The following is a 25,740-nucleotide window of genomic DNA, read 5'->3' on the forward strand; positions in this document are numbered from 1 at the left end:
TTGTTGTTCAAGATGATTTATAGAAAAGCACGCACATTTTTATCACTCGTAACGGATAGCGTCTATCGGGTTCAGCCGGGATGCCTTGCGGGCGGGATACCAACCGAAGAAAACACCCGTGAACGTGCAGACAAGAAACGATATCACCACCGAGTACAGTAACACGGATATCGGCCATCCCAATAGGGAACGAAGTGCCAATGAAACACCGATTCCCAACCCCACGCCGATAATCCCGCCAGACACGCTGATAATAATCGACTCAATTAAGAATTGGAACAAGATATGCCGCCCCTTGGCACCGATAGACATTCGTAAACCGATTTCCCTCGTGCGCTCGGTGACGGAAACGTACATGATGTTCATGATTCCGATGCCACCGACAAGCAAAGAGATACCACCGATACAAGCCAAGAGTATCGTCAACACCTTCGTCGCCATCGTCAACACTTTACTCATCTCTTCCAGCGAACGAACCGTGAAATCATCTTCCTGCCCCGCGGGAATACGATGCGTCTGCCGCAACACTCCCGTGATCTCTTGCATCATCTTGCCCGTGTACTTCTCGTCTATAACCGAAACGTAAATACCGTGCATGTAAGGGATTGCCAACAATCTTTTCTGTATTGTCGTGAAAGGAGCCAAGATGATATCATCTTGATCCCGCCCCATGGAATTATAACCTTTAGGAGCCAAAACTCCAACAACACGAAAAGGCACTTTATCAAAACGGATCACCTGCCCGAGAGGGTCTTCCCCGTTCTTGAAAAGATTGTCCACGATTGTCTGCCCCACCACACACACTTTAGCGGCATTCTTCATGTCCTGATCGCTGAACATCTCCCCCCGGTTGACCGTCAAGCGGCAGATGTCCATGTAGTCCTCGTTAATACCGTATACCGTGGTCGGGGCATTATTCGGGCCGAAAATGGCTTGCCCCGACTTCGACACGTAAGGGGAACAACTCTCCATGTAGGGGACTTCCGAAACGATGGCCTGATAATCCTCCAACTTCAAGGTCTGGACAAGTACCCCGTTCTGCCGGATTCCCCCGACCATGGCATTCGTGGGATTGACCACCACCATGTTAGCCCCAAGTTCCTCGATCTGTTTCTCTATCGTGTACTTCGAACCCTCGCCAATGGCAAGCATCGAGATCACCGAACTGACACCGATAATGATACCCAACATCGTCAGGAACCCTCGCAATTTATTATTACTCAAAGCCCGAAGGGCTATTACTATCAAATTACCGTAATTCATTTATTCATTTTAGATTTATGATTTATGATTTCAGATTTATGATTATCATCCTCCCTAACTAACGCTTTTATTAATCATAAATCGTAATTCATAAATCGTAAATTAATTAATTTCTTTAGGTAACGCCTCCAGCATTTGCCGGGCGGAACCAATTCTGGAGTTTTTCTTATCCTCGACAACCCGACCGTCACGGAGTAATATGTTGCGACTACTGAACTCCGCTATTTCCGGGTTATGCGTCACGAAAATGATCGTTCTCCCCTCGGCGTGCAGCCGCTGGAAGAGTGCCAAAATCTCGTAAGAAGTGCGAGTATCTAGGTTACCCGTCGCCTCGTCCGCCAGCAAGATTACGGGATCGTTCACCATAGCTCGAGCGATTGCCACCCGCTGTTGCTGTCCCCCGGACATCTGGTTGGAACGATGATTCACCCGGTTCTCCAGGCCTACCGCTTTCAAGGCATCCAACGCTTTTTCCCGCCTAACTCGCTTGGATACAGATGGGTTATACAACAAGGGCAACTCCACGTTTTCCAAGGCTGTCGTCTTGGGTAACAGGTTGTAGGACTGGAAAATAAAGCCTATCTTCAAATTCCGGTAGGAAGCCCTGTCATTTTTCCCCATCTCCCGCACGGGCTTCCCGTCCAAGTAATACTCCCCCGACGTGGGAATATCCAGACAACCCAGCATATTCAACAGGGTTGACTTTCCCGAACCGCTCGTGCCCATGATGGTCACGAACTCTCCCGGTTGGATAGAAAAAGAAACATCACGCAAAGCGTGTACCGTTTCCGAACCCACCATGAAATCACGGCAAAGATTCTCTATTCTGATTATATCTTTCACTTGTGTATTCATAACGTGAATTAAATGATATATCTACTTTAATGAGGTCTTGCCCCGGTCATGTTAGGCATCAAGGGATTTCCACCCGGTTTTGTCTTTATGGATTCAGTCACTTTAGCGGGCAGATGTATCCCGGTAATCACCTTCTCCCCGGCTTGGACACCTTCCAATACTTCCGTGTAAATCCCATCCGAGATACCGGTACGCACGTTTTTATTTTTCAATCCCTCGACGGTCTGTATCCAAACGGATTTCGTTTCTTTCATCCCCGGTTGTACCTTTGTCTTTTCGGGGGCAACAGACTCCCCATCCTCATTCTCGGGCTGGAAGCGTAGGGCACGCAAGGGAATCATCAAAACATTCGTCTTCTCGTGCGTCAACACCGTGATACTCGCCGTCAAACCCGGTTTCAACTTCAAATCAGGATTCGGTGCGTCAATCACCACCTCGTAAGTAACCACGTTCGATGTCACGATCGGTTCCAAACGCACCTGCGTCACGGAACCCTCGAAATGCTCGTCCGGGAAGGCGTCTACCGTGAATATCACCTTCTGTCCCACTTTCACCTGACCGATATCAGCCTCGTCCACGTCGGCAATAACCCGCATTTTTCTCAAATCATTCGCGATAACGAATAATTTCGGCGTGTTGAACATTGCCGCCACGGTCTGTCCCTCGTCCACGGCTCGGGAAATAACAACCCCGTCTATCGGCGAGTATATCATGCAATAATTCAGGTTCGTCTTCGCTTTCAATAAATCAGAACGGGAGCGTTCCAACGCTCGGCGAGCTTTCTCGTACTGGTATTCGGAGGTTTCGAAATCCGAATCACTCACCAAATTCTTGGCGTGCAATCCTGCCACGCGCTCGTGATTTTTCTTCTGGTAATCGTACTCGTTCTGATTGGAATAGTGCGTTGCCAACTGTGACTCGTACTCCGATTCCAGCACGGTTTTATCCAGTTCAGCGATAAGCTGACCCTTTTTCACCTCTGAATTATAATCCACTAGAATACGGGCTATCGTCCCGGAAACCTGTGTTCCGACCTCAACCTGCGTGATCGGTTCTATGGTGCCCGTCGCCGTGATCGTGTTACGAATATCCCCTTTCTTAACCTCGAACACCTCGTACTTCACGGTTTCTTTCTCTTTCGGGCGAAAGGAGAAAAACAAGAGTATGACTCCCACAACAATAATTATTGCAATAACTATCTTTTTCATCTTCAATTATTTTTATCAAATTATATATCTATCGGTTCATTCCTGTAAAAATTCAATAGCTTAAACGCGAGGACTGCTTGGTATTTCGCTTGAATCTGTTCCTGCAAGGCTGACAGGTAGTTATTTTTCTCCACCAGCAAATCAACTGGGTTCTTCATTCCGGCATCAAATTCCTCTTGCACCTGCCGATAACTCGTGTAAGCCGATTTTACCCGTTGATTGGCTGCCGAATAGCGACTTTGGGCTGCCACGACATCCTGATGTAATGATTCCACAGTTTGCAACAGATCTTTTCGGGTATTACGTTCGGCTAGCCGGGATTGCTCGGTTTGAAGCCTAGCTTTTGAAACATTTAAACGAGCTTTCTTCCGGTTCGTGATCGGAATACTGATATTAATCCCGACATTTTCATTCAAGCGATCATCCATTTGTGAAAAATAAGACCCCGAACTCTTGGAATCATGATTCGTGGAGACGGAAGCCGTGAGCGAGATACTTGGCAAGTAATCTCCCTTGGCGATTTTTTCACCCAGAATTGCCGATTCAACGTTCAACCGGCTACTTTTCATTTCAGGCATAACCCGCAATGCCTCCCGGTAGACCTCATCTAACCCAGGAATAGCAACGAACACATTTCTCTCGTCCAATTCCGGGAACACAACATCGAAATCGTCTTCCGGTCCGAGTTCCAAAAGTTGTTTCAATTGTAACTTGGAAAAAGCCAAATCATTTTCGGATTGTATCACCCGGTATTGATCGTTGCTATATTGAGATTCCATTTGGGCGAAATCGCTTGTGCTGATAGAACCCGCGTCAAGCAAGGCTTTCGACCGTGCCAATTGCTCTCCGGAACTTTCCAACGTCTGCCTGTCGGTTTTTAAAGTTTCATTCGCGTACAGAATTTGCAAATATGCCTTTGTCACCGCTATTTCAATATCATTTTGGGCAACAAGTACATCTTGCGTCATGGCTTTTTCAACCAATTCCTGCTGCTGGATGGAACGGGAGAGTTTGCCTCCCTGGTAAAGTGCCATATTTCCGTTCAAGGAATAGCTACCCGTGTAGGAACTTGACTTTTGGTGTCCCCACCCCTGGGTACTCGAAAAATCAAGTGATGGTAACCGCTGGGCTTTCTCCCTTGACAAGTCAACTGAAGTATTTTCCAAAGATACTCTGGCGTATTCTACTTGAAGATTATGTTCTCTGGCATGTTCAATACATACCCGCAAAGACCATGGCTTCTGTTGTGCCATCCCGTCTATCGCACTCAAATTTATGATACATATGCACACCAAAGACATAAGGTTTCCCCACTTCACGTTTCCCGAACGTGAATAAACATCATTTAATTTTCTCATAAATAAATTCTTGCAGTTTATCTTACTCTCGAACGAATGATTTCCACGATTCGCTCGTTATTAATAATAATCATCCCGTGCTTGTCACTCGTTATCCCATTTTCTAAACGGTACGTGTAAGTCGGCACCTTGTCTTTCATCACGGTTGGGAGATACGCGAAAGTCACGTTATCACACGTCTTCCCCAATTCTTGACCGACCTCAATGATGTGCGTGGAGATCATGAAAGAACAAGCCCGACGATTTGCCAAAGCCCGTGTCACTGCCAGCGTGGCGTCGAAAGCGTCTTTCACGTTCGTACCCTTGAACAACTCGTCGAAGATCACGACCAATCGTTTTGACAAACTCACCTCCACTGCCACTTTTTTCACCCGTAAAACCTCGGCGTAAAAATGGCTGTATCCCAAGTTAATGTTGTCCGGCACGTTGATCGAGGTATATATCCCGTCCTGTACCGTGAACTCCATACTTTTCGCCGCCACGGGGAATCCCATGTGAGCCATGTAAACAGCTATGCCGAAAGATTTCATCAACGTGGATTTACCTGCCATGTTCGCTCCCGTCAGGAAAAAGATATTCCTGCTTTTCGTGATTTCCAGATCGTTAGACACAGCACCCGGCAAAGCGGGATGAAACAAACCCCGTATCCCCATGGAAACCTCACTATCCGCGTAAGCCACCGGGAAACAAAATTCCCGCTCCCGGGCGACCCGCCCGACCACAGTATTCAAGTCTATTTCATAAAATAATTTCACGAAATCAACGAGTTTCCTGTTTAAATCACAACGCAATATCTTGTCAAACTTGAACATCTCGCTCAAACTTAGCTTTTCTCCCCGAAAACTCAACACGCGGGCAAGCGCCTTATCCCGCAACAGGGAATGTCCCCACTTGATTCTCTCTTCCAAAGGGTTTCCCGTGATTGTCTTGACAACTTCGTCTAAATAACCCTGGGCTTTTTGCAAGAAAAACAACGTGGTTATCACTTGTTCATGCCATTGATTTATAACGGTATCATTTCCTATTAATTCCAGCGTTTTCGCCCTTAATAGAACCGCCAGATTAAATACCCAATGTTTACCGCTGGCGCCCGACAAATATTGCTCCACGATATCACACTCTCTCGTTTCGCCGGGAAAAGCAATATCATGCTCTTTGAAATACCGGAAGATTTGGGTTCGTCGGTTAATCTCCGCGGTATCCGTCAAAGGATTGAGAAACATCCTTTCCAGCAGGCGTTCACCCCCGCGTGTTACCGTATCACAAAAAATACTGTAAACCGAATTATTCTTGTACCGCCCCAAGATATTCAAATCCTCCAATGTCTGCTTGTCTGTCTCGAAACTCATAACGTGCCCCCTTCCCCGTTTATTATTTCTATTATCTTCTCGTTGTTGATAATGATCATCCCGTGACGATCATTCGTGATTCCCTCTGTCAATTGATACGTGTATCTCGGCACACTTCCTTCCATCACCGTCGGCAAGTAAACGAAACGAATGTTTTTACAACGCTCCTTTAAGACCTGCCCCACTTCAATGATATGAGTCGAAATCATGAACAAACAATCCGGTATCCCGGCAAACGCTTCCGTCACCGCCAACGTGGCATCATAAGCATCTTTCACGTTCGTGCCCCGGAAAAGTTCGTCAAACACGACGACCAGATTTTCCGTCTGGCACAAGTGCTGTGCCACTTTCTTGACACGCAACACCTCGGCATAAAAATGACTGTACCCCATGCTCAGGTTGTCCGGCAAGTTAATGGTCGTAAACATCCCGTTACGCACGGAAAACACCATCTCCTCCGCCGGCACGGGAAATCCCGCGTGAGCCAGAAACAAGGCTATCGTGAAAGACTTCATGAAGGTTGATTTACCCGCCATATTCGCTCCCGTGAGAAATATGACATTGCTGTTCTTGTCCACATTAATGGTGTTCCCCACGGGTTTCTTCAGGAACGGGTGAAAAACGCCTTTCATCTTCAACACGTTTTCCCCCGCCGGCAAAGCTTTGGCAAACACGAAATTCCGTTCTCTGGCAACTTCACCCACGGTAATATACACGTCCATCAAGTATATATTGTACATCATCTTGAACAATTTACCCCGCTCTTCAAACCGGAACACCTTATCGTATTTTACCGCTTGCTCGTAATTTACCTTCTTCTTCCCTTTCTCCTGTCGATACCAACTCCATTTCTCATTGGCGAGCAATGTTTTCAGTTCGTCATTGGCTTTCTTGACATTCTGATCACTCGCTTCACCCCCGGAATCCAAAAAGTCATTCAAGGTATTCAACATTTCCAGACATCCCACGATTCCATTGTGTATCCATGTATAATCCGTGTCGGAACCCATAATGTTTTTTACCTTCCGTCCCAACGTATTGTCCTGTGCCATCAACTGAGTCCTACTGTCCGTGTTATTCAAGTAAAATTCAATAGCGTCAAATATCGCCCCCCGAAAAGGAAAGGGCATCCGGCTATCCATGTAATAGGCAATAGCCTTACTCCGGCTTTCAATGGCATCTATTTCAGAAAGAGGATACTGGAACATCTCTTCCAACAACCGAGCACCCCCGCGAGAGTGAGTCCGGTTGAAAATCTCATAAACAGACTGGTTCTTACCCGTGCCGAATATAGCCAAATCCGTCAATGTTTGCTTATCTATTTTGAAACTCATGATTCAATTTATGATTTTAGATTTTAGATTTACGATTCAATCATCCGGCCTTCCGAAATCATAAATCGTAAATCATAAATCACTTAATTACTTGGATCTCCTTCTAATCCACAACACGATTCCGGCACCGGCAAGCAACAACGGGATAATCCATTTGAATCCCCAGTTCATCACGTAGAACCCGTATCTTCCGATGTCTACCCGGTTATCTTTAGTACCCGGTCTTCTCACGTCAATAGGTAATTCATTATTACTCAACCAATGGAACGTACCCAAGTCCATAATGAAGTTCGTCTGGGAACGACCTTCGGTGATTTCCCCGTTAGAAATACAATCGGCATCTCCCAAGATCATAACACGTTGTTCTTTACCGTTCACCATACGGGTTAATGCCATTCCCGTACAATAATCCTTAGCAACCTCACCTTTCGCCGGATTAAGTGTCAAACGCTCCTCCACGTAATCCAAAGACTCCATTTCGTTCCACACGGCATATGAACGATTCTCTTTCCTCTGAATATTCAATGTATCGCTTACCAACACGGGAGTTACTTTGAAACCCCGGTCAGCCACTTGCTCTAACCCGGCAGCCGTCGGTAACATGACTCCATTAGCCAACCCGAAATAGTAACTAAACTCTCTCGCCATGGGAGTAATCATACAATTCAATATATCCGGTTGTAACCATTCCAAACGATATTGAACCAACGTACCTTTCAATAGTTTCACGCCAAAATACTTGTTCAACAGGGGATTCATCACGTCCCGTCTTCTCGGCTCGCCCAAAATATACAAGTTACCTCCTCTTTCGATATATTTCGCCAAAACCTGTTCCTCGTTCTCGGTAAAGGGTTCACGCATATCAGCAATTGTTACAATATTCACATCGGATGGAATACCATTCTCTAAATCAATTTCTACCGTTTCAAAACCTTGGTTTACTAATGCCTGACGGAAATCTTTCTTGTAAGCGAAAAAGTGATAACCGCGAGTTTTCGTGTCATGAATGGAACGCATACCGTAACCTTTCACGAAACCGATCTTCGGAACTTCCAACGTCATCCGTTTCATGGCAGCAGACATCTCCGCCTCTCCGGGGAAAGGTTGCATCGGGTCATCATACGTACGCAACCAAGCTCTTTCACCACTTTCACGCACCAATTCCCAAGCAAACGTTCTCTCTCCCTCCAAATTCGCTATCTTCCGAATTTTTTCCGGACTCAATACCCGGTGAACGGTATCCAATTGGAATAACTCGCACATTTTCTTAGCCGCTTGGTGTACGGTTTGATTCTTGCTCGCCAATCTTTCGGCAAAGGTTTCCCCGTATACCCCGTCAGCCGGGGTGATCGTGTCGTAATAATACACCACTTTCAATTTCATCTCCGGTTTAAACCGTTCGTACAGTTTAAATTGTTCCCGATTACGTTGAATAAAATCGGGGAAAGCGAACATCTGATAATTCGGTCCCAAGATATTCACGTAAGCCGTAATCGTTAAGCCACCATCCAATTTAGACACGATATCTTGGCTATGCGGCGTCAACGTGTTCCATTTCGTGGAGGAAGCATCGTAATACCCCATCAATTTCGGGCGGGAAGAAAAATATCCTATCGTACAAGCAATCAAGATGACCGCCATATATCTACCGAAAGAAACCTGCCAACGCACTTTCTGACGCACCGCGTTCAAACGTACCACCGTTAGAAACAAGAATAAAGCCGTCACAACCGGGAAATACAACACATCCTCCGAGCAAAGCATACCCATAATAAAAGTAGAAGCCCGCCCGTTGATACTCAACCAATAAGTCACGTCCCGAATGATGTCATACTCCTGCCACCAGCCGCCTACCATGCTCAACAGCATCAAGATGATAAACGTCCCGATAGCTGCCACGAACTGGTAAGAAGTCAAACTGGACACGAAAATACCCACCGCCACGTACGTGCAAGTCAACAAGAACAATCCCAACAAACCGACCAACACTACCGGCAACTCAAAATTCTCCACGGTAAATGCCGCGTAAACCACGTAAAGCAACAGTATCCCGCACATCAAAGCGGCATAAATCACCATTGACAAAAACTTACCCAAGATAATTTGCGAATTACGTATCGGCGACGAATACAACAATTTGATAGATCCGCTACTCAACTCCCGACTGATCAACCCCATCGTCAACAACGGAATATAATAATACAAATAATTTTGCACGATACCCCAAATCCCGTTCGCGAACAAAGACATGGAAGCCATCATCGTTCTCCCGCTCCCGTATTCATTCCCTTTCATAAACCACTCGTATCTTCCGGTGAAGTACATAGCGGTCTGCAAAGTAAATATCACCAACAGGAACCATGCCACCGGAGAGCAAAAAAGCATCCGCAACTCCGCCTTCGCTATTCTATATATCAATTTCATAATCTCATTTTTTTATAGTCACATACCTTAAATTCATACATCAGTGCGCTTGTTTCGACAATGCCGCGAAAATATCGTCCAGCGAACTCTTCTCCGGTCGAATTTCCATCAATCGCCAGCGATTGCGGGAACTGGCTTCTATCAAGCGTTCCAACACGCCTTCCGCTTCCTCGAACGAGATGCGGAAACGTTGTCCTCCTAGCTCCTCTACGCCAGTCACACCCTCCACCTGCATCAACACCTCGGGAGCCGGGGCGTCCGCCAATTGTAGAAATATAGTACTCGGCACGATATAATTATCAAACTGGTCTACCGTCCCGGAGAACACCAACTTCCCTTGCTCGATCATCAACAGGTAGTCGCATATCGCGTGTACTTCCCTCAAAATATGCGTGGAGAGAATCACCGTCCGCTCTTTCGCAATATCCTGTATCAAGCGACGAATATCCAAAATCTGATTCGGGTCCAACCCGTTTGTCGGCTCGTCAAACACCACCAAGGCAGGCTTATGCACGATAGCCTGTGCAATCCCCACCCGTTGCTGGTATCCCCCGGAAAGATTCTTGATCAACCGACTACGGAAATGCATAATAGAGCAACGCTCCATCACCTCCTCCACCGCCGATTTAATCTCTTTATCCGGCATCCGGCGCAAATAAGCCGAATGCGTCAAGTACTCCTCCACTGTCATGTCCGTGTACAAGGGTGCTTGCTGAGGCAAGAACCCGATATGTTTCTTCGCCTCCAAAGGTTCCAAACGCGTATCCGCACCATGAATAAGCACATTTCCTTCCGTTTGCTTCAACACCCCGCATATAATATTCATCACGGTCGATTTCCCCGCCCCGTTAGAGCCTAACAAACCGTATATACCTCTCTTCGGGATCTCGAAACTAATATCTTTGACAGCCCATTGCACACTGTAACGATGTGACAAATGTTCCACTTTTACGATAGCTTCTTCCATAAATATCTTTTATTTCTTTTTTATCATACCAAAATTTTCACACTCGCTTATCTTCCTCTCCGCCGGAACCAAATAAACACCCCGCATCCCAGCAGCAAGATCGGTAACCCGAATTTAAACCCGGCTTTAAATATCCTGTACCAAGCCATAGATATCGACACGGTTGAATCCTTCGTGTCCGGACGCCGCGTATCCAAGGGTACCTCACCGTATGACATCCAAAGAGCGCATCCCGCCAGCAAATTACCATTGGCAGCAGAAACCCCTCTCGTAATTACAAACTCGTTATTCGACAAACAATCGGCATCTCCCGTCACCATAATCCGTTGTTCCTTGTTTCCCACCTGACGGGTCAGCCCCACCGCAGTATTAAACACTTTGGACACCTCTCCCACTGCCGGATTAAATTTCACCGTGTCATCCACGAAATCGGTGGTTTCCAATTCTGTCCACACCGGACCGATCGTATCCGTTTTCAAGAAAGCTTCCACTTTGAACCCCTTATCCTCCACTTGCTCGATCCCCGCACAATTCTCGTGGGCAATCCGATAAGTAGATTTCATCTGGTACATCAAATCTTTCACCCGTTGGGTCGGAACCGTTGCCAAAAGGTTTGCCGTCGGTAAAGTTCCCTTGAACCGAACATCCGGTCCCACCAACAAAGGTGTCAATTCCAACCCGAAAAACTTACCCAACACCTTGTTTTGAGCCTCGCGGTGACTGGGTTCACCCATAAACATCAGGTTTCCACCCCGTTCAATATATTTCCCCAATACACTCTCCTCTTCCGGAGTCAACTCCGTGCGCATATCCGCGATCCACAATATATTAATATCTTTTGGTATATCTTTATCCAAGGTTATCTCCACCATATCAAATCCCTGGTTTACCAAGGAACCGCTATTCCATCTATGCGTCAACAAGTATCCCATGTCATACGGCACATCCCCGTACATACTTCTCTCCCGATGTCCCGTCACGAAACCGATCTTGGGCACATCCATAACCATACGTTTCAACGCCACGGCAGTCGCACCCTCTTCCAACAATCCTCTACCCGTGAAATCATGTAACCACTCTCTTTGTCCGTTCTCGCGGACTGCTTCCCGTATAAACTTATATCCTTGTGACGCCAAATCCGCCATCTTATCCACCTCAGCTCTCGACAACAACATCGTACTGTCCATCTCGTACACCTCGCACAATCGCCGGGCTTGCTGCCAAGCGGAAGGACGTCCCGGCATCCCCTCGTTCGGATCCGCATAATAATACACGACTTTCAACTCTGTTTCCGGCTTGAAACGTGTAAAGTGACGAGAAGCCTCTCGATTCTTCATGATAAAATGAGGATAAGCGTAAGTACCGTATCTCGAGTCAAGCACGTTCACGTAAGAAGTAATCGTCAATCCCCCATCCAATTTCCCCACGATCTCTTGAGCCACGGGAGTCAACGTGTTTTTTTTCGTGGAAGTCGTATCCGCGTAAGCTAACAATGCCGGACGTGACGAAATAAAAGCCACTAGGCAAACCAAAGCAATCACCGCGAGATTTTTGTAAAGCGTAATCGTGAATTTCTGTTTCTGGCGAATAGCATGCAAACGAATAATCGTCAACATCAGGAACAAAGCAATCACTGTCAAGAAATAAATCAAATCCTCGCTACAAAGCATACCACTAATAAAAGTATTCACACGTCCGTTCATCCCCAACCAATAGGTAATTTCCCGCACAAGGTCATACTGCTGTCCCCAGCCGCTCACCATACCCAACAACATCAACACGATAAACGTACCTACCGCTGAAATCACCTGATAAGAAGTCAAACTGGAAACAAATATACCCACCGCCATATAGGTACAGGTCAACAAAAATATTCCCAACAACCCGGTCAATATCCATGCCCACTCGAAGTTATCGATCGTGCACCAAGCAAACACGACATACACGAACAATATCAAGGTCAACAAAAACGCATACGCCACCATCGCCAAAAACTTTCCTAACACGATATGCGTGTTGCTGATCGGTGAAGAATACAATAATTTTATCGAACCGCTACTCAACTCCTTACTGATTACCCCCATCGTCAACAAGGGGATATACAAGTACAGGATTTTCACCACGCTCGGCCACAAACCCGATCCGCCGCCATGTCCCATAACAAATAAACGATAAGAACACCAATAAGTCCTCCCCGAATTTTCCACGTCAAGCACGAATCCCTCGAGCATACCCGTGTAAAAGAACACCGTCTGAAAAATAAAACACAATAACAATAACCAAGCGATAGGCGAATAAAAAAGCATCTGTAATTCCGTCTTCGCTATTTTATATATGGCTCTCATAATAAATCTCTTTAACGTTTAGCAATTAATTTCCCTTCTCGGTCAACTTGGCAAATATCGTATCCAGCGAATTTTTCTCCTGCCGAATCTCCTGCATCCGCCAATGCTGTTCGGTGCTCAGATCCACTAGGCGTTCGATCACCTCCTGCGCATCGGTAAAACGCACCCGGAATTGTTGTCCGCCTAAGTCCTCCACCCCGGTCACTCCTTCCACTTGTCCCAACACCTCGGCAGTAGGCGCATTAGCAAAGTGAACATATATCGTATTCGGCACGATGTAATTGTCAAACTCGTCCACGGTACCGGAAAAAACCAATTTCCCGTGATCCATCATCAATATATGGTCACAAGTAGCCTGCACCTCCGACAGGATATGCGTGGAGAGAATCACCGTGCGTTCTTCCGCAATACTCTTGATCAAACGACGAATTTCCACGATCTGGTTCGGGTCCAAACCGTTGGTTGGCTCGTCAAACACTACTAAGTCCGGCTTATGCACGATAGCCTGCGCAATACCTACCCGCTGCTGGTATCCTCCGGACAGATTCTTTAACAACCGCTTACGGAAGTGAGTGATGGCACAACGTTCCATAACCTCTTCCACCGCCTTCTTAATCTCCCGAGGTGCCATCCAACGCAAATCCGCCGCATGTGTCAAATACTCCTCTACCGTTAAATCCTGATATAAAGGAGGTTTCTGCGGCAAAAAACCGATATGCCGCTTGGCGGCAATCGTGTCCCGCTTCGTGTTCACACCCGCAATTATCACATCTCCCTCAGTCTGCTTCAACACCCCGCACATGATATTCATCACGGTCGATTTCCCCGCCCCGTTTGCACCCAGCAACCCGTAAATCCCGTGCTTGGGAATCTCAAAACTTACATCTCTCGCTGCCCACTGGATACTATACCGATGTGACAAACGTTCTACTTTTACGATAATCTCTTCCATAACACCGTTATATTTTTACATACAATACTCCCTAAAAGCATCGCCCGTCCCATCAAAAGACGGGCGATGCATCACATAAATGATCACTAAAAAATTAAACTAACATCAATCGTTTCCTTCTTCTCCCTCGGGTTCGAAACGCTCCGGGAAACGGATGCGGTCCAGATTTACACCGAAACTCTCGATATACTCAACCATAATCTCGTATTTTTGACGTACTTTATCAAATCCTCTTCGCGGATTTAACAAACCACGATAATCCATGTACGGCTGATTATCCCAAGATTTCCAATAAGCCTCCTCTTGTTCCAATTCTGCCAATGAATAACTCATTACCAAATTCAAATAAAACATAAAATCGTACTCTTTCATTTGATCCACCGAATAAATACTTTTTGCCGTTTGGATATTCAAATATCCTTGTGCAAAACAGTTCATCTTGGAAGCCGCATCAAAATCATTTGGATCAGAAGGATACATATTGCTATACGCCACATATTTAGAAACAGCAGCAAAGTCATCTTGAACAGTCATAATAGCCTTATTATACAATATATTCAAGAAAATCTTATGAAGTCCCCGCATAAATTCTGTTTTCACACCTTCCGTGATTTCAAAATCTTTTCTCGCTCCATTCAAAGCAATATAGTCGTATCCCCTATATACCATTAGTTCAATTGAATCACCACGTTCCATAATTCCCTCTAAACGATTATTATACCAACTTCCCTGCCACAACTCTGAGCACAAGAAAACTTTCAAAGGCATAGCTTCTTTTAATAAATCTCCCGAATAATAATCCAAGAAAAATTCTTGAAACATACCCAACACCGGAGCAACATAATCAGGATCGGCTTTCTTTGCTGTCAAATAACCTCCTAAATTAGGTTCAACTTGTTCTTCCCACCCGGTATTTGCCCAGTATAAATCCTTAACATCGTACTCATAAACTGTATAAAAACCATAGTCCTTAAACCATTGCACAATATCATCATCATATTCATGAGTTCCTTGCGGCAAAGAATACATCATCTCATTTCCCTCCGTGGGCACAATATCATCTTCATTATAACATCCTGTCCACAATGCCACACAAAAAAAGATAAATAATAAATATCTGAATTTCATAGTCATGTATTATTTGTTATTACCATTAACTATTTCTGTCAAGTTCGGATTTCTTCTCAACACCTCTCCGGGAATAGGTAACACGTACCGTGAATCATTTTTCTGCAAAACATATTTTGTTTCATGTCCGTTATCATTATCCAAGAAAATATGAGTAATCTCGGGCATACCCAAACGACGCAAGTCAAACCAACGATGATTCCCTTCATAACACAATTCCCGACGTCTCTCCCTTAAACAAAATTCCAACAATTCATCTGCATTAGTAAAATCAGCCATCGTCATATCCACATATCCTGCGCTTAAACGATTTCGACGCAATTCATTCAAATCGTTCAACGCCAAATAAGCATCTTCCTCATTATGTGTCTCTATATATTTACGGATATAAGCTTCTGCCCGATTCAAATACACTTCTGCCGTACGAATCCCGCCATTCACCCAATATGTTCCATTCACACCTTTTTTGGAGTTAACATAAATACCAGCATAGTCCCCCCACGTCGGTTTTACAAAATAAGCGAACGTATTAGACGTTACAATTCTCAAATCAGAAAGACCTTCCTTTATGTCATACAACACGTAAAGATCCAACAACTCTTCCGAGGGTGAACAAGGATACAAAGCCATGGTATCTTCATCTTTTTCAACACAACACCATAAGAGTTCCATAGGAGTTCTTGAATCATAAACACCACTTGAATAAGATGTTGCAGATTTCATCTCAAATAATTGAGGATGGATATCCAATACAGAATCAGCATAACAAATAACCTCATCCCACTTATTCATGTGAAGACAAACCCTTGACAAGAGTGCCCACCCTACCGGATAACGTAAACGCAACACATCATTGGATTGGGCTTCTTGCCCCTCTTTCATCAAACGTGTTCCCGTTTCCAAATCTTCCAATATTTGCTCGTAACACTCGGCAACAGAATTACGTTTAAATTTCTCATCTGTAACACCGGTATTCAATTTTAATGGTACTCCTGAATTTATAGTCGGATCACCATAATTATAGGGAACACCAAAAAAATTCACCAATATATAGTAATACAATCCGCGCAAAACATAACTTTCACCTTTAATATGAGCTTTTTTTACATCACTTCCTGCCATTTGGTCTATATACTCCAGTACCAAATTACAACCCATGATCCGTTCATACGGAACTTTCCAAAAAGAAATATCATTACCTCCCCCATCTTCATTAAACATGAGAAGGTCCCACCTAAAACGCCACATTTCATTCTCTTTCTGTGCTTGATAACCTGCTTCGACAATGTTACTTCTCACATTATCCGTGAATATTTCCGTTTTCCGATTCATCAAAGCTCCCATTTCCTCGGTCGGATAAGCACCGGATTCTAATATTTTTTCCATATCCGACACCGTCGAAGGACGAACTTCACTCTGACTCTGTTCCTCCAAAAAATCATCACACTGAATAAAACAAAGCGCCAGGAATAGTAAAAACAATTTTGATTTCATATTCGTATTCCTTTATTAATTAAAAACTTACACTAATTCCCAATGACATAGTTCTTTGCAAGGGTTGTCCCCCCAATGCTACTTCCGGATTGCGTCCCTTGAAATCTTTACTTCTAATTTGGAAAGGATTATTCAACGAGAACGACATACCGAGATGTTGTAATGTACCCGGTAACAATCTTTCCGGCAATGAATAAGAAAGCGATATACTGCCGCAACGCAAAAACCAAGCATCTACCACACGTGCCGTTGATTTAGCATACAAATCATAAGGATTATACTCCAAATCCACCACCTTTATATATCTGGCAGTAGTAATCATATTCGGTAACGCAGGCACATTAGTAATTTTCTCATCACCCGGCTTCCTCCAACGTTTCACCCACTCGGTAGACATATTTTCATACTCGCTCGGGATACTTTGCGTCATTTTTCCCATCGGAGCCAAAAAAGTTTGATTACCTACACTTAAATACAAACCACTGGACAACGACAATGTCTTGTAACGAATAGAAAAAGAAACTCCGCAATTAAAATCCGGTTCCATTTTCCCGGCGTAATCCATATAGAGCGTGGCATCCGTCTTTGCCTCTTCCAATTCCGCCCCCGTCAAATCAAACATTGGTCCCCCGTGTTCGGGATTCAAACCGGCAAAACGCATTGCCCAGAAACTGGATACTGCATACCCCTTTTTACTCAAATTACCGCTTGCGGCTTCTGTCCACTCGTGCGTTGGTTCAATACTTGATTCCAATTTATTATACACTTTCCCCATGTTAAAACCCAAAGAAACGATAAAATCTTTCCCTTTCACCGGAGTAAATCCAAAACTGGCATCCCAACCGGAATTAGACATCTCGCCACCATTAATAGGCCGAGTCGCCACTCCGTTTTCATACGGAACCTCCAAACTCGTCACCATGTCGGTTGTCTTCTTGTAATACCCATCAAACGAGAATGAAATTTTATTATCGAACAAACTACCACTGATACCATAGTTGATGTTCTGCGTTTTTTCCCACTTCAACTTCGGCGCAGGCAAATCCTTTACAGTCAAAGTATAATCATAAGTTTTCGGATCTTTACCAATTGTCGCAATCAAATACGGACTTACACTCTCCACCACATTTCCCTGATACCCGTAGGAGAAACGGAAATTCAGACCACGCACAAAATTCTGGTTCTGCATCCAAGGCTCCATTTCCATATTCCAGCGAAAGCCCAATGCCCACACGGGTTGAAAACGGGCACTTTTATCCTGCCCGAAACGGTTGGAAGCATCCCCGCGAGCACTCACATTAAACGCAAATCGGTCATCAAACATATACCCCAAAGTCACATAATAGGACATTGTATTCGATTTACTATCACTAATAGACGGAGTTGTTCGATATAAATCACTAACATTTGTTGTTCCTGATTGGAAAGGAGGTATATTTACGATCACCTTTCCTCTATCCGGCATATACCCGTAAGTTGTTTCCGAAGAACCTTTTCCCCGGGAGCTTCTCAACTCATAACCAAGAGCTGCCGTAACAGAGTGTTTACCATTGAACACCTTCACGAAATCCAATTGATTACGCCAACTCCATCCCACAGACCCACTCATGGATTGGGTCAATTCTCCTCCATGTGGAAGTTTAGAAACCTCATATTTTTCATCACCTTTACCAAATTCTTCAAAATTATACCCCCGAATATTGGCTATATAATTTGTTTGCTCCGTACGCCAAGTCTCTCCATCCATACGAGAGTTACTATACGATCCGGACATAGAGTATGACAAGGACTCCAAAATCTGCCAACGCAAACTCAAACTAGCATTCAAAGAAGCTAATCTATTTTCGTTTCCGCTATGTTTCAATTCATTCTCCATGTTAAACAAAAATCCGTTATCCTTATGTTCATAGAAAGATAACTCCCCATTGGCATCTTTATGCGGAATAGCCCTACTGGTCTTGGAAGCATACGTAAAAGGGTCCTCTCCCATGAAAGCTGTTGTTTCCGACACACTACCGGCAAGTGAGGTTGACAACGAAATCTTCTCCCACAGACGGGCAGATACACTCACGTTACCCGTGTATTGAGTTTGACCGTTTCCTTTCGCTGTATTGTTATTATCACTCACACCGAAAGAAGCATGATATGTTGCCTGTTCCGTTCCCCCTGAAATACTTATCGTGTGATTGTGACTGATGGCATTTCTAAAAAATATTTTAAACCAATCCGTATTATTCTTTTCCAACTGTTTGGCCGCAGCAGTAAACTCTTCCAAAGTAATCTCCCTGTTTCGATAAGCTTTCGCCAACGCTGAATACCCGATATTCTGGTTCCCAGACAAAGGAATATTGGTTTCGTAAGCCTCACGGGAAACATCCACGCGTTGTTGCGAGTTCATCAACTCCATTTTATTATAATTCATCCTCGGAGAATACGACATACCTCCAGAATAATTAATAGACATTCGTCCCACTTTCCCCTTCTTAGTGGTAATCACAATTACCCCATTTGCAGCCTTCGTTCCGTAAATAGCCGTAGCAATAGCATCTTTCAACACCGTGATTGATTCAATATCTTTCGGGTTCAACCAAGAAATAGCACCTCCCACGAAATCGTTGATCATATCCGTGTTACTCGGATCCAAATTATTGAAATCATTCGTCTTGAACGGAAGAGGATCCTCTTGAATGATTCCATCTACCACCCACACAGGTTCAGCGTTACCCAACAACGTGGAAGTTCCCCGCACGCGTACTCTCTGGCGGGTCCCCGTCAAACCGCTACGATTGATTACCATCATTCCCGGAACTTTACCTTGCAAAGCCGATTCCAAAGTCCGCGTACCGTCCAACACCAAGTCATCCATATTCACCTTACTGATAGACCCCGCCGATGCTTTCTCTTTAAGCACCTGATACCCAGTAACGACCACCTCATCCAGCGCCGCCACGTCCTCTTCCAAACTCACGCGCAACATATCCTTCGCCCCTGAGAAAGCCACCTGTTTCGTCTTGTAACCGATAGAAGAAAACTCCAGAGTCCCCTTCTCCACCGGCAACGAAATCGTGTACTTACCCTCGCTGTCTGTGGCAACACCCACTGTTGTTCCCACTAACTTTACGGTAGCGCCCGGTATCGGTGCTTTGTTTATGTCCTGCACTTCACCCTTGATCACCGTCGCTTTCACCTCCTTCGTCACGGGACGCTTGTAAATAATAATGGTTTCATCCACCTGTTTCCAAGTCAACTCCGTTTTTTTTAAACACTCGTCAAGAATCTCCCCTACCGTTTTCTGTTTCACGTCAAAGCTAATCTTGGTATAAGCCTTCACGTCGTCAAGCTGGTAAGCGAAAGTCAGGTTACTTACCTCCCTCAACTTTTCAATTACCCGATCCAAAGACACGTTCTGCATCTTCAAATCAAATCGTTTCTCCTGTGCCTGTGCGTTCCCCGGGACACTCGACAAGAAGACAAAACCTAATAACAGGTACAAAAACCTGTGAACAAATGCAAGAGGGAATTTAATTACTCCTTTCTTGCAGGTGTAACCGTTTTTTTTCATAATTTTGAATTGAATTTTAAAATAACAACTAGTTCTCGCTCCGCGAGAATATAGAGAACGGGAAGTTTCGCGAGAACTTCCCGCTTTTCTATTCATTACGTCTTACTTCGATCACGTCATCTTTTTTAACAAAACAAATCTTTTTCGTGTTTTCTAGAATCTCCAGCACGCTGTCGATATCCTCGTAACGTTTCGTTTCCACGGAAAAAAGCATACTCCCGAGATCCCGGTCGTTAAAACGAACTGTCACGTCATACCAATCACTCAAAGCCCTCATGATCTCGAATAACGAACGCTCCTTGAAATAAAACCGGTCGTTCAACCATGCCGTATTGACATCCACATCCGCCTCCTGCACGCGGATACCTTTATCACCCGTGGCAATCACCCCCTCCTGCCCCGGGAGCAACACCACCGAATCCCGTGAATCACTCAAACACACGGAACCGCTGACCAACGTCGTACGACTCGGTTGTTCATTGTAACAGGAAATATTGAATTGCGTCCCCAATACCGTAACGCTATTATCCGCGAAATGAACGACAAAAGGTCTTGTATTGTCCGGGACAACCTCGAAATACGCCTCCCCCTCTATCCACACTTCCCGGGTCGATCCGGTAAAAGGCACCCGATAACGAAGAACGGTATTCGTGTTCATCCGCACGTGGCTACCGTCGCCGAGCACCAACGAGAATTCCGCCTGCCGCGGCACCCGTATCGTGTGCCACACGGGTTCCTCCACGGCACCCGTATCCGTTGCGTAAGTTAACTCCTTCCCTTTCTGTTTCACGGCTACCTCGTTTTGACGTTGCAAACAATCGATCCCCGCGGAATCCAAAACATACTCTTTGTCACTCACGGAAATCGTCGGTAAATTACTCGCCACGGGCACAATCATCAAAGGTTTTACTTGCTTCTGAGTCGGGAAATACAGCCACAACGCCACCGTCAATGCCGCCACCACGCAAGCCGCAACTGCCGAATACCTCAACACGAGGCGACGTCCCCGTCCCTTGGACAAATACCTCTTCCGGAAAACTTCCCATTCCTCTTGCCCCGCCGGCTCCCAACATACACGGGGAAGATTTACCTCTATATCATCATAAAGTTCCTGTAAAGGCAATTCCTTCCCCGGGGCACGAACCTCTCCCTCTTCCCGGCTCACCTTCTCCTCCGCCAGACGCTTCGCGAATTGCCTCGCCAAATCTATTCGTTTTTCTATTTCACGCTTCATCGCACTTGTTTTAATACACATCATACGAAGAAGTCGAAAAAACGGGTGAATGGAAAATATAATTTAGATGAATATTTTCAACAGCACGGATACAATATACTGGTTACTAATCATTTCTCTCAACTTCTCGTAAGCATTTTTTTTCAAAGTCTTTACCGTGTTGATCGAAACACTTAACTCGTCGGCAATCTCTTGCAGTGAATACCCCTGCAACGTGAGTGTGGCAATCTGCCGGGAACGTTCGGGCAACTTATTCACGGCCCCGCGCACGATCCGGTAAGTTTCATTACGCGTCACCTCGTCCAGAAAAAACTCCTCACCGTAAACCTCGTCCTTCAATTCCTGAAACTTACTCTCGATCACTTTTTGCAATCGCAAATGATCCAAACATTTATTCCGTGCCGACGTGTACAAAAAAGAAAGGATCTCCTTCTCCGAGAAAACCGGATTAAAATGATTCCAAAGCGAGAAAAACGAATCTTGGGCTACATCCCGTGCCAACTCCTCATCCTTTAGATAGGAGCTACAAAAATCCCGTATAGCTTGAAAATATTCAAGATATATCGTTTCAAATCGCTTTTGATTTTCAGATGTAACCATTACTCCTATCACCCGTATTACGTGACTTAACACGACAAAGGTATATATTTTCATCAATAACGCATCAAACAAAAAAGAAATTATAACTTTGAGTTTCAAAAAATATACTCGTGAACTATGATCGAAAAATTAGCCATCTATTTTATATTCTTACTCGTTATTCCGGACATCTATATTTACAAGCTATATATCAAACGGCATATCGCCAACCGACGTACCCGATTGCTGTGGTTCGTGCCGTCGGTTATCTTGATGCTTGGTCTTCTATGGATATTACTGTTTTCACGAGGCGGACACGGCGGACAATCTTTTATCGGGATTTTCACGATCACGTACCTTGCCATCGTGCTGCCAAAAGTGATTTTTTCCATTTGTTCGCTACTCGACCTGCCGACAAGATACACGCTGAAATTACAGTCCCATCCCTTCGCGTGGTTGGGTGTTGTCGCAGGAACCGCCACGATGTTGGTCATTTTGTACGGCACGTTTTTGGGACGGAAACAATTCGAGGTAAAACAGATCGTTTTCACGTCTCCCGATCTCCCCGCAGCTTTCGACGGCTACCGGGTGGCACAGGTTTCGGATATACACACCGGAAGCTGGCACGATAACCGGGAGGCGTTGCGAGAAGCAGTCGATCTCGTCAACGCCCAACGGGCAGACATCATCGTGTTCACGGGTGACCTTGTAAATAACGAGGCAGCGGAGATCGATCCTTTCGAGGATATTCTCTCCCGCCTGCAAGCCCCCGACGGGGTGTATTCCGTACTCGGGAATCATGATTACAGCCCGTACCGTCATTGGGCGAGCAAGAAAGCTCGTGAAAAGAACCTGCAAGACATCAAGGAACGACAAGCCGCCATGGGGTGGTATCTACTTGACAATAAACACGTGATGCTGCACCGTGGTACGGATAGCATTGCCTTGATCGGTGTCGGGGACGATGGCGGACGTACTCTCGACCGATACAGCGATCTCCCTCTCGCCATGCGAGGCTCGGAACAAACCGCTTTCAAGCTGTTGTTGAGTCATACCCCCACGCACTGGCGTCGGGAAGTGCTCGACACGGACATCGATCTCACGCTTTCCGGGCACACGCACGCCATGCAATTCGCCCTCGGTCGCCTCTCTCCCTCCTCCCTCATGTACCCCGAATGGAGCGGACTATACATGGAAGGTTCGCAAGGTCTGTACGTCAACGTCGGGCTGGGATTCATCGGACTTATGCCCTTACGTTTCGGTGCATGGCCGGAAATCACGGTTGTCATATTAAAAATCAAATAATATTGTAGGTTTTTCTACAATATTATTTGATTTTTCTATCTTAAACATTTTCATTACCATTGAAACCAAACCTCATCACCAAACACTTTCTCAAAATAATCTATTTGCGGCCCCAAAATCATATTTACAAATGTGTTTCTATCAGGTGCTTGAACATAATCAACATAGTCTCTCGGCTCTAAATTTGTTTTTGTACTAATATAATTATCTATCAAAAATATTGCCCTAGTCCAATTTTGCATAAGTTCCCGTGCATGCTGCAGTGCAAAAGCACGATTAATTTGATAGGCATTAATTTGCTGACGCTGTATCTCTTTAATCCAATTTATTCCTCTTGCAGAAAATAAATCAGACGGATAAAATGCAAGAACTAACATTAATTGATCCATTAAATTTATATCATGTACAATAATAGGATTCACGTATGAAGCAATATTATTAATAGCTATATTTTTAAAAGTACTACTTTGGAGTTCTATTGTCGGAGAACGCTGTAAATAATTTGATAAATTCTGTTGCGTTTGCCTATGAAAAGAAGTCATTTTGTCCAATAAAGCAGGATTAAACTCAGCATTATACATAAATTCATAAGAATAAAAATCGGCATATCTATAAAAATCGGGAACACTCCTATCGGGATATCTTCTTTTAAAATCATTTATCCGTCCAATGTAATAATCATCTGTACCAATATATGAACTTAACATATCAGGCAAAGATATTTGAGGCTCTTCCACTGGCTCCATAATTCTTCCTGCAACCCTAATTATCATTACAGGATCTGAAAAATAATCACCATAAAATTGGAAAGTAACTGATACAGAAAATGGTTGTGTTATAGAATAAAAACAATCATCTATTTCAATGATATAGATCAGATCAAAATTAACATCTCCAATAAAAAATTGTGGCACTGTAGAAGCAATATATGCTTGTACATTAGATACCTTACTGTTTTGCAAACCATTCACATAAACAATTGCACTGGAATTTCCTATCATATAGTAGTGTGTAAAATCAATTGCTATTCCAATTTCTGTATCTAATGAACTTACATTTATATTAGGACTTTCCACCCTAAGACGACCAAAGTATTCATCACGAGAAACGAACGGACGAACTTCAATGTAATTAGAAGTAGCAATAGAAAAATTATTTTTCATACCATCCCAAATTTTCACTTCTCGTTTAAAATCCTCCAGTGAAATAGATTTCAATTCACCAACCATATCAACATTAATCTTTTCTGCTTTAACATTATACTTTTCACAAAGTTCAAAAAACAAGATTTTTTCCGAAACTCTATTATCATCATTAAAGTTCTCTTTTTCGCAACTAATAATAACAAACATTAGAAAAAAGAACAAATACATTTTTTTCATAATCACATTATTTAAATTATACAATCTCTTTCTTTATGAACTAATCATATATAATTTATTAATCCATCAGAATTATTCTTTTGTAAAATCAATTATTATTCATAATTTATATATTTACAAATATAAAGAAAGAATTTTGATTCCCCGCCCTACTTGTCCCAAAAAACGATTAAAACGATATCCGACTCACGAGATATTTGCTCTTGTACCACTCCTCCTGTAAAACGGCAAACCTCTTTACCTAGCTCTCTAATCACATTCTGTAACACTCCCATAATCTTTTGTAATTTTTAATTGTATTCCAAAAGTACATCCCGGAACGCCTTTTACCAACCAAATTATCCGAATGCCCCGATTTATCATCTGAATCCCCGGAAAAATTATCTAAACAAAACTTCCCTTGAAAGGTCACCTCACAAGAACGATTAACTACTCTTATCTTCTATATCCCTTCATTCTATTGCACCTTCTTCTTGCGCTTTAATTCCCAAAACAGGAAACACCCGAACACCTCTTCCCGGTAAAGTGGACTCACGGGCAACACCCGATCTGCAATGCAGATCGCCTTACCTATAAATCCCTCCACTTCCCGAAGATTCACGATATAACTCCGGTGAATCCGGCGGAACATATCCCTCGGCAACCAAGGTTCCACCACTAAAAGAGGATGGGTAATCGAAAGCCGGGGCTTATCCCGACGATAAATATAACTATAACACCCCGAAGCCTCCACGTACAAGACTTCCGAGTAAAAACACTTCTCCATACGTTCTCCCTGACGTACAAAAAAACAATCTCCCACGAGACGTTGCGATTGATCATTTATTTCTTTCATAACTTCCTAATTTTATATCTCGTGAAATGACCTTTTCACCTGCAAACGCCCCATGTGGCGAAACTCTAAAAAACAAAAAGGGTATAACAAAAGCATTTACAACTTTCGTTATACCCTCTGACGGGAAAAACATCAACTTAAAAGTTACTTCAGAATCACATCCTTT

18 protein-coding genes are annotated in these 25,740 nt (G+C 44.2%); 1 reads left to right on the forward strand and 17 read right to left on the reverse strand.

The window, feature by feature from the left end; all coding sequences use genetic code 11:
* Positions 1–42: 42 nt before the first annotated feature.
* From Q5866_RS13755 to Q5866_RS13825, 15 genes are all read right to left on the reverse strand, one after another.
* Positions 43–1,263 carry an ABC transporter permease gene (locus Q5866_RS13755; RefSeq protein ID WP_303180811.1) on the reverse strand — a complete coding sequence of 407 codons (1,221 nt, stop codon included), beginning with the start codon at positions 1,261–1,263 and terminating at the stop codon, positions 43–45.
* A 102-nt stretch (positions 1,264–1,365) separates the two neighbouring features.
* Complete coding sequence (locus Q5866_RS13760; protein WP_303180849.1) at positions 1,366–2,106, reverse strand: ABC transporter ATP-binding protein; 741 nt, start codon at positions 2,104–2,106, stop codon at positions 1,366–1,368.
* Between the two features lie 38 nt (positions 2,107–2,144).
* Entirely contained in the window at positions 2,145–3,326 is a 1,182-nt protein-coding gene (locus tag Q5866_RS13765) for an efflux RND transporter periplasmic adaptor subunit (RefSeq protein ID WP_303180813.1), read from the reverse strand.
* 20 nt (positions 3,327–3,346) lie between these two features.
* Positions 3,347–4,684 (reverse strand): TolC family protein, encoded by a 1,338-nt coding sequence (locus tag Q5866_RS13770; protein ID WP_303180814.1) that lies wholly within the window; start codon positions 4,682–4,684, stop codon positions 3,347–3,349.
* Between the two features lie 17 nt (positions 4,685–4,701).
* On the reverse strand, positions 4,702–6,033 hold the full coding sequence (locus Q5866_RS13775) for a hypothetical protein (protein WP_303180816.1): 1,332 nt from the start codon (positions 6,031–6,033) through the stop codon (positions 4,702–4,704).
* The gene (locus tag Q5866_RS13780; RefSeq protein WP_303180818.1) at positions 6,030–7,367 is read right to left on the reverse strand and encodes a DNA mismatch repair protein; all 1,338 of its coding nucleotides are present in this window, start codon (positions 7,365–7,367) and stop codon (positions 6,030–6,032) included. The genes Q5866_RS13775 and Q5866_RS13780 overlap by 4 nt, the downstream gene beginning before the upstream one ends.
* Positions 7,368–7,454: 87 nt before the next feature.
* Positions 7,455–9,791 (reverse strand): Gldg family protein, encoded by a 2,337-nt coding sequence (locus tag Q5866_RS13785; RefSeq protein ID WP_303180819.1) that lies wholly within the window; start codon positions 9,789–9,791, stop codon positions 7,455–7,457.
* 40 nt (positions 9,792–9,831) lie between these two features.
* On the reverse strand, positions 9,832–10,758 hold the full coding sequence (locus Q5866_RS13790) for an ABC transporter ATP-binding protein (protein ID WP_186976476.1): 927 nt from the start codon (positions 10,756–10,758) through the stop codon (positions 9,832–9,834).
* Between the two features lie 47 nt (positions 10,759–10,805).
* Positions 10,806–13,103: a Gldg family protein gene (locus Q5866_RS13795; RefSeq protein WP_303180821.1), complete on the reverse strand. Its 2,298-nt coding sequence runs from the start codon at positions 13,101–13,103 to the stop codon at positions 10,806–10,808.
* A 25-nt stretch (positions 13,104–13,128) separates the two neighbouring features.
* The gene (locus Q5866_RS13800) at positions 13,129–14,055 is read right to left on the reverse strand and encodes an ABC transporter ATP-binding protein (RefSeq protein ID WP_186976471.1); all 927 of its coding nucleotides are present in this window, start codon (positions 14,053–14,055) and stop codon (positions 13,129–13,131) included.
* A gap of 105 nt (positions 14,056–14,160) precedes the next feature.
* The gene (locus tag Q5866_RS13805; RefSeq protein ID WP_186976469.1) at positions 14,161–15,183 is read right to left on the reverse strand and encodes a hypothetical protein; all 1,023 of its coding nucleotides are present in this window, start codon (positions 15,181–15,183) and stop codon (positions 14,161–14,163) included.
* A gap of 9 nt (positions 15,184–15,192) precedes the next feature.
* On the reverse strand, positions 15,193–16,677 hold the full coding sequence (locus Q5866_RS13810) for a RagB/SusD family nutrient uptake outer membrane protein (RefSeq protein WP_186976467.1): 1,485 nt from the start codon (positions 16,675–16,677) through the stop codon (positions 15,193–15,195).
* Between the two features lie 19 nt (positions 16,678–16,696).
* Positions 16,697–20,239, reverse strand: coding sequence for a SusC/RagA family TonB-linked outer membrane protein (locus Q5866_RS13815; RefSeq protein ID WP_303180824.1), 3,543 nt, complete (start codon positions 20,237–20,239; stop codon positions 16,697–16,699).
* 88 nt (positions 20,240–20,327) lie between these two features.
* Entirely contained in the window at positions 20,328–21,473 is a 1,146-nt protein-coding gene (locus Q5866_RS13820) for a FecR family protein (protein ID WP_303180825.1), read from the reverse strand.
* Positions 21,474–21,536: 63 nt separating this feature from the next.
* On the reverse strand, positions 21,537–22,127 hold the full coding sequence (locus Q5866_RS13825; RefSeq protein WP_141560989.1) for an RNA polymerase sigma factor: 591 nt from the start codon (positions 22,125–22,127) through the stop codon (positions 21,537–21,539).
* Positions 22,128–22,190: 63 nt separating this feature from the next.
* Here Q5866_RS13825 and Q5866_RS13830 point away from each other — a divergent pair, with 63 nt between their 5' ends.
* The gene (locus tag Q5866_RS13830; RefSeq protein ID WP_303180826.1) at positions 22,191–23,357 is read left to right on the forward strand and encodes a metallophosphoesterase; all 1,167 of its coding nucleotides are present in this window, start codon (positions 22,191–22,193) and stop codon (positions 23,355–23,357) included.
* A gap of 53 nt (positions 23,358–23,410) precedes the next feature.
* On the opposite strand, the gene Q5866_RS13835 is transcribed toward Q5866_RS13830, so the two are convergent.
* Positions 23,411–24,739, reverse strand: a complete 1,329-nt coding sequence (locus tag Q5866_RS13835) for a hypothetical protein (protein ID WP_303180827.1) — start codon at positions 24,737–24,739, stop codon at positions 23,411–23,413.
* Between the two features lie 457 nt (positions 24,740–25,196).
* Positions 25,197–25,574 (reverse strand): LytTR family DNA-binding domain-containing protein, encoded by a 378-nt coding sequence (locus Q5866_RS13840; protein WP_303180828.1) that lies wholly within the window; start codon positions 25,572–25,574, stop codon positions 25,197–25,199.
* Positions 25,575–25,740: the final 166 nt, after the last annotated feature.

This window comes from uncultured Butyricimonas sp., from assembly GCF_959596855.1.
GTDB lineage: Bacteria > Bacteroidota > Bacteroidia > Bacteroidales > Marinifilaceae > Butyricimonas > Butyricimonas muris.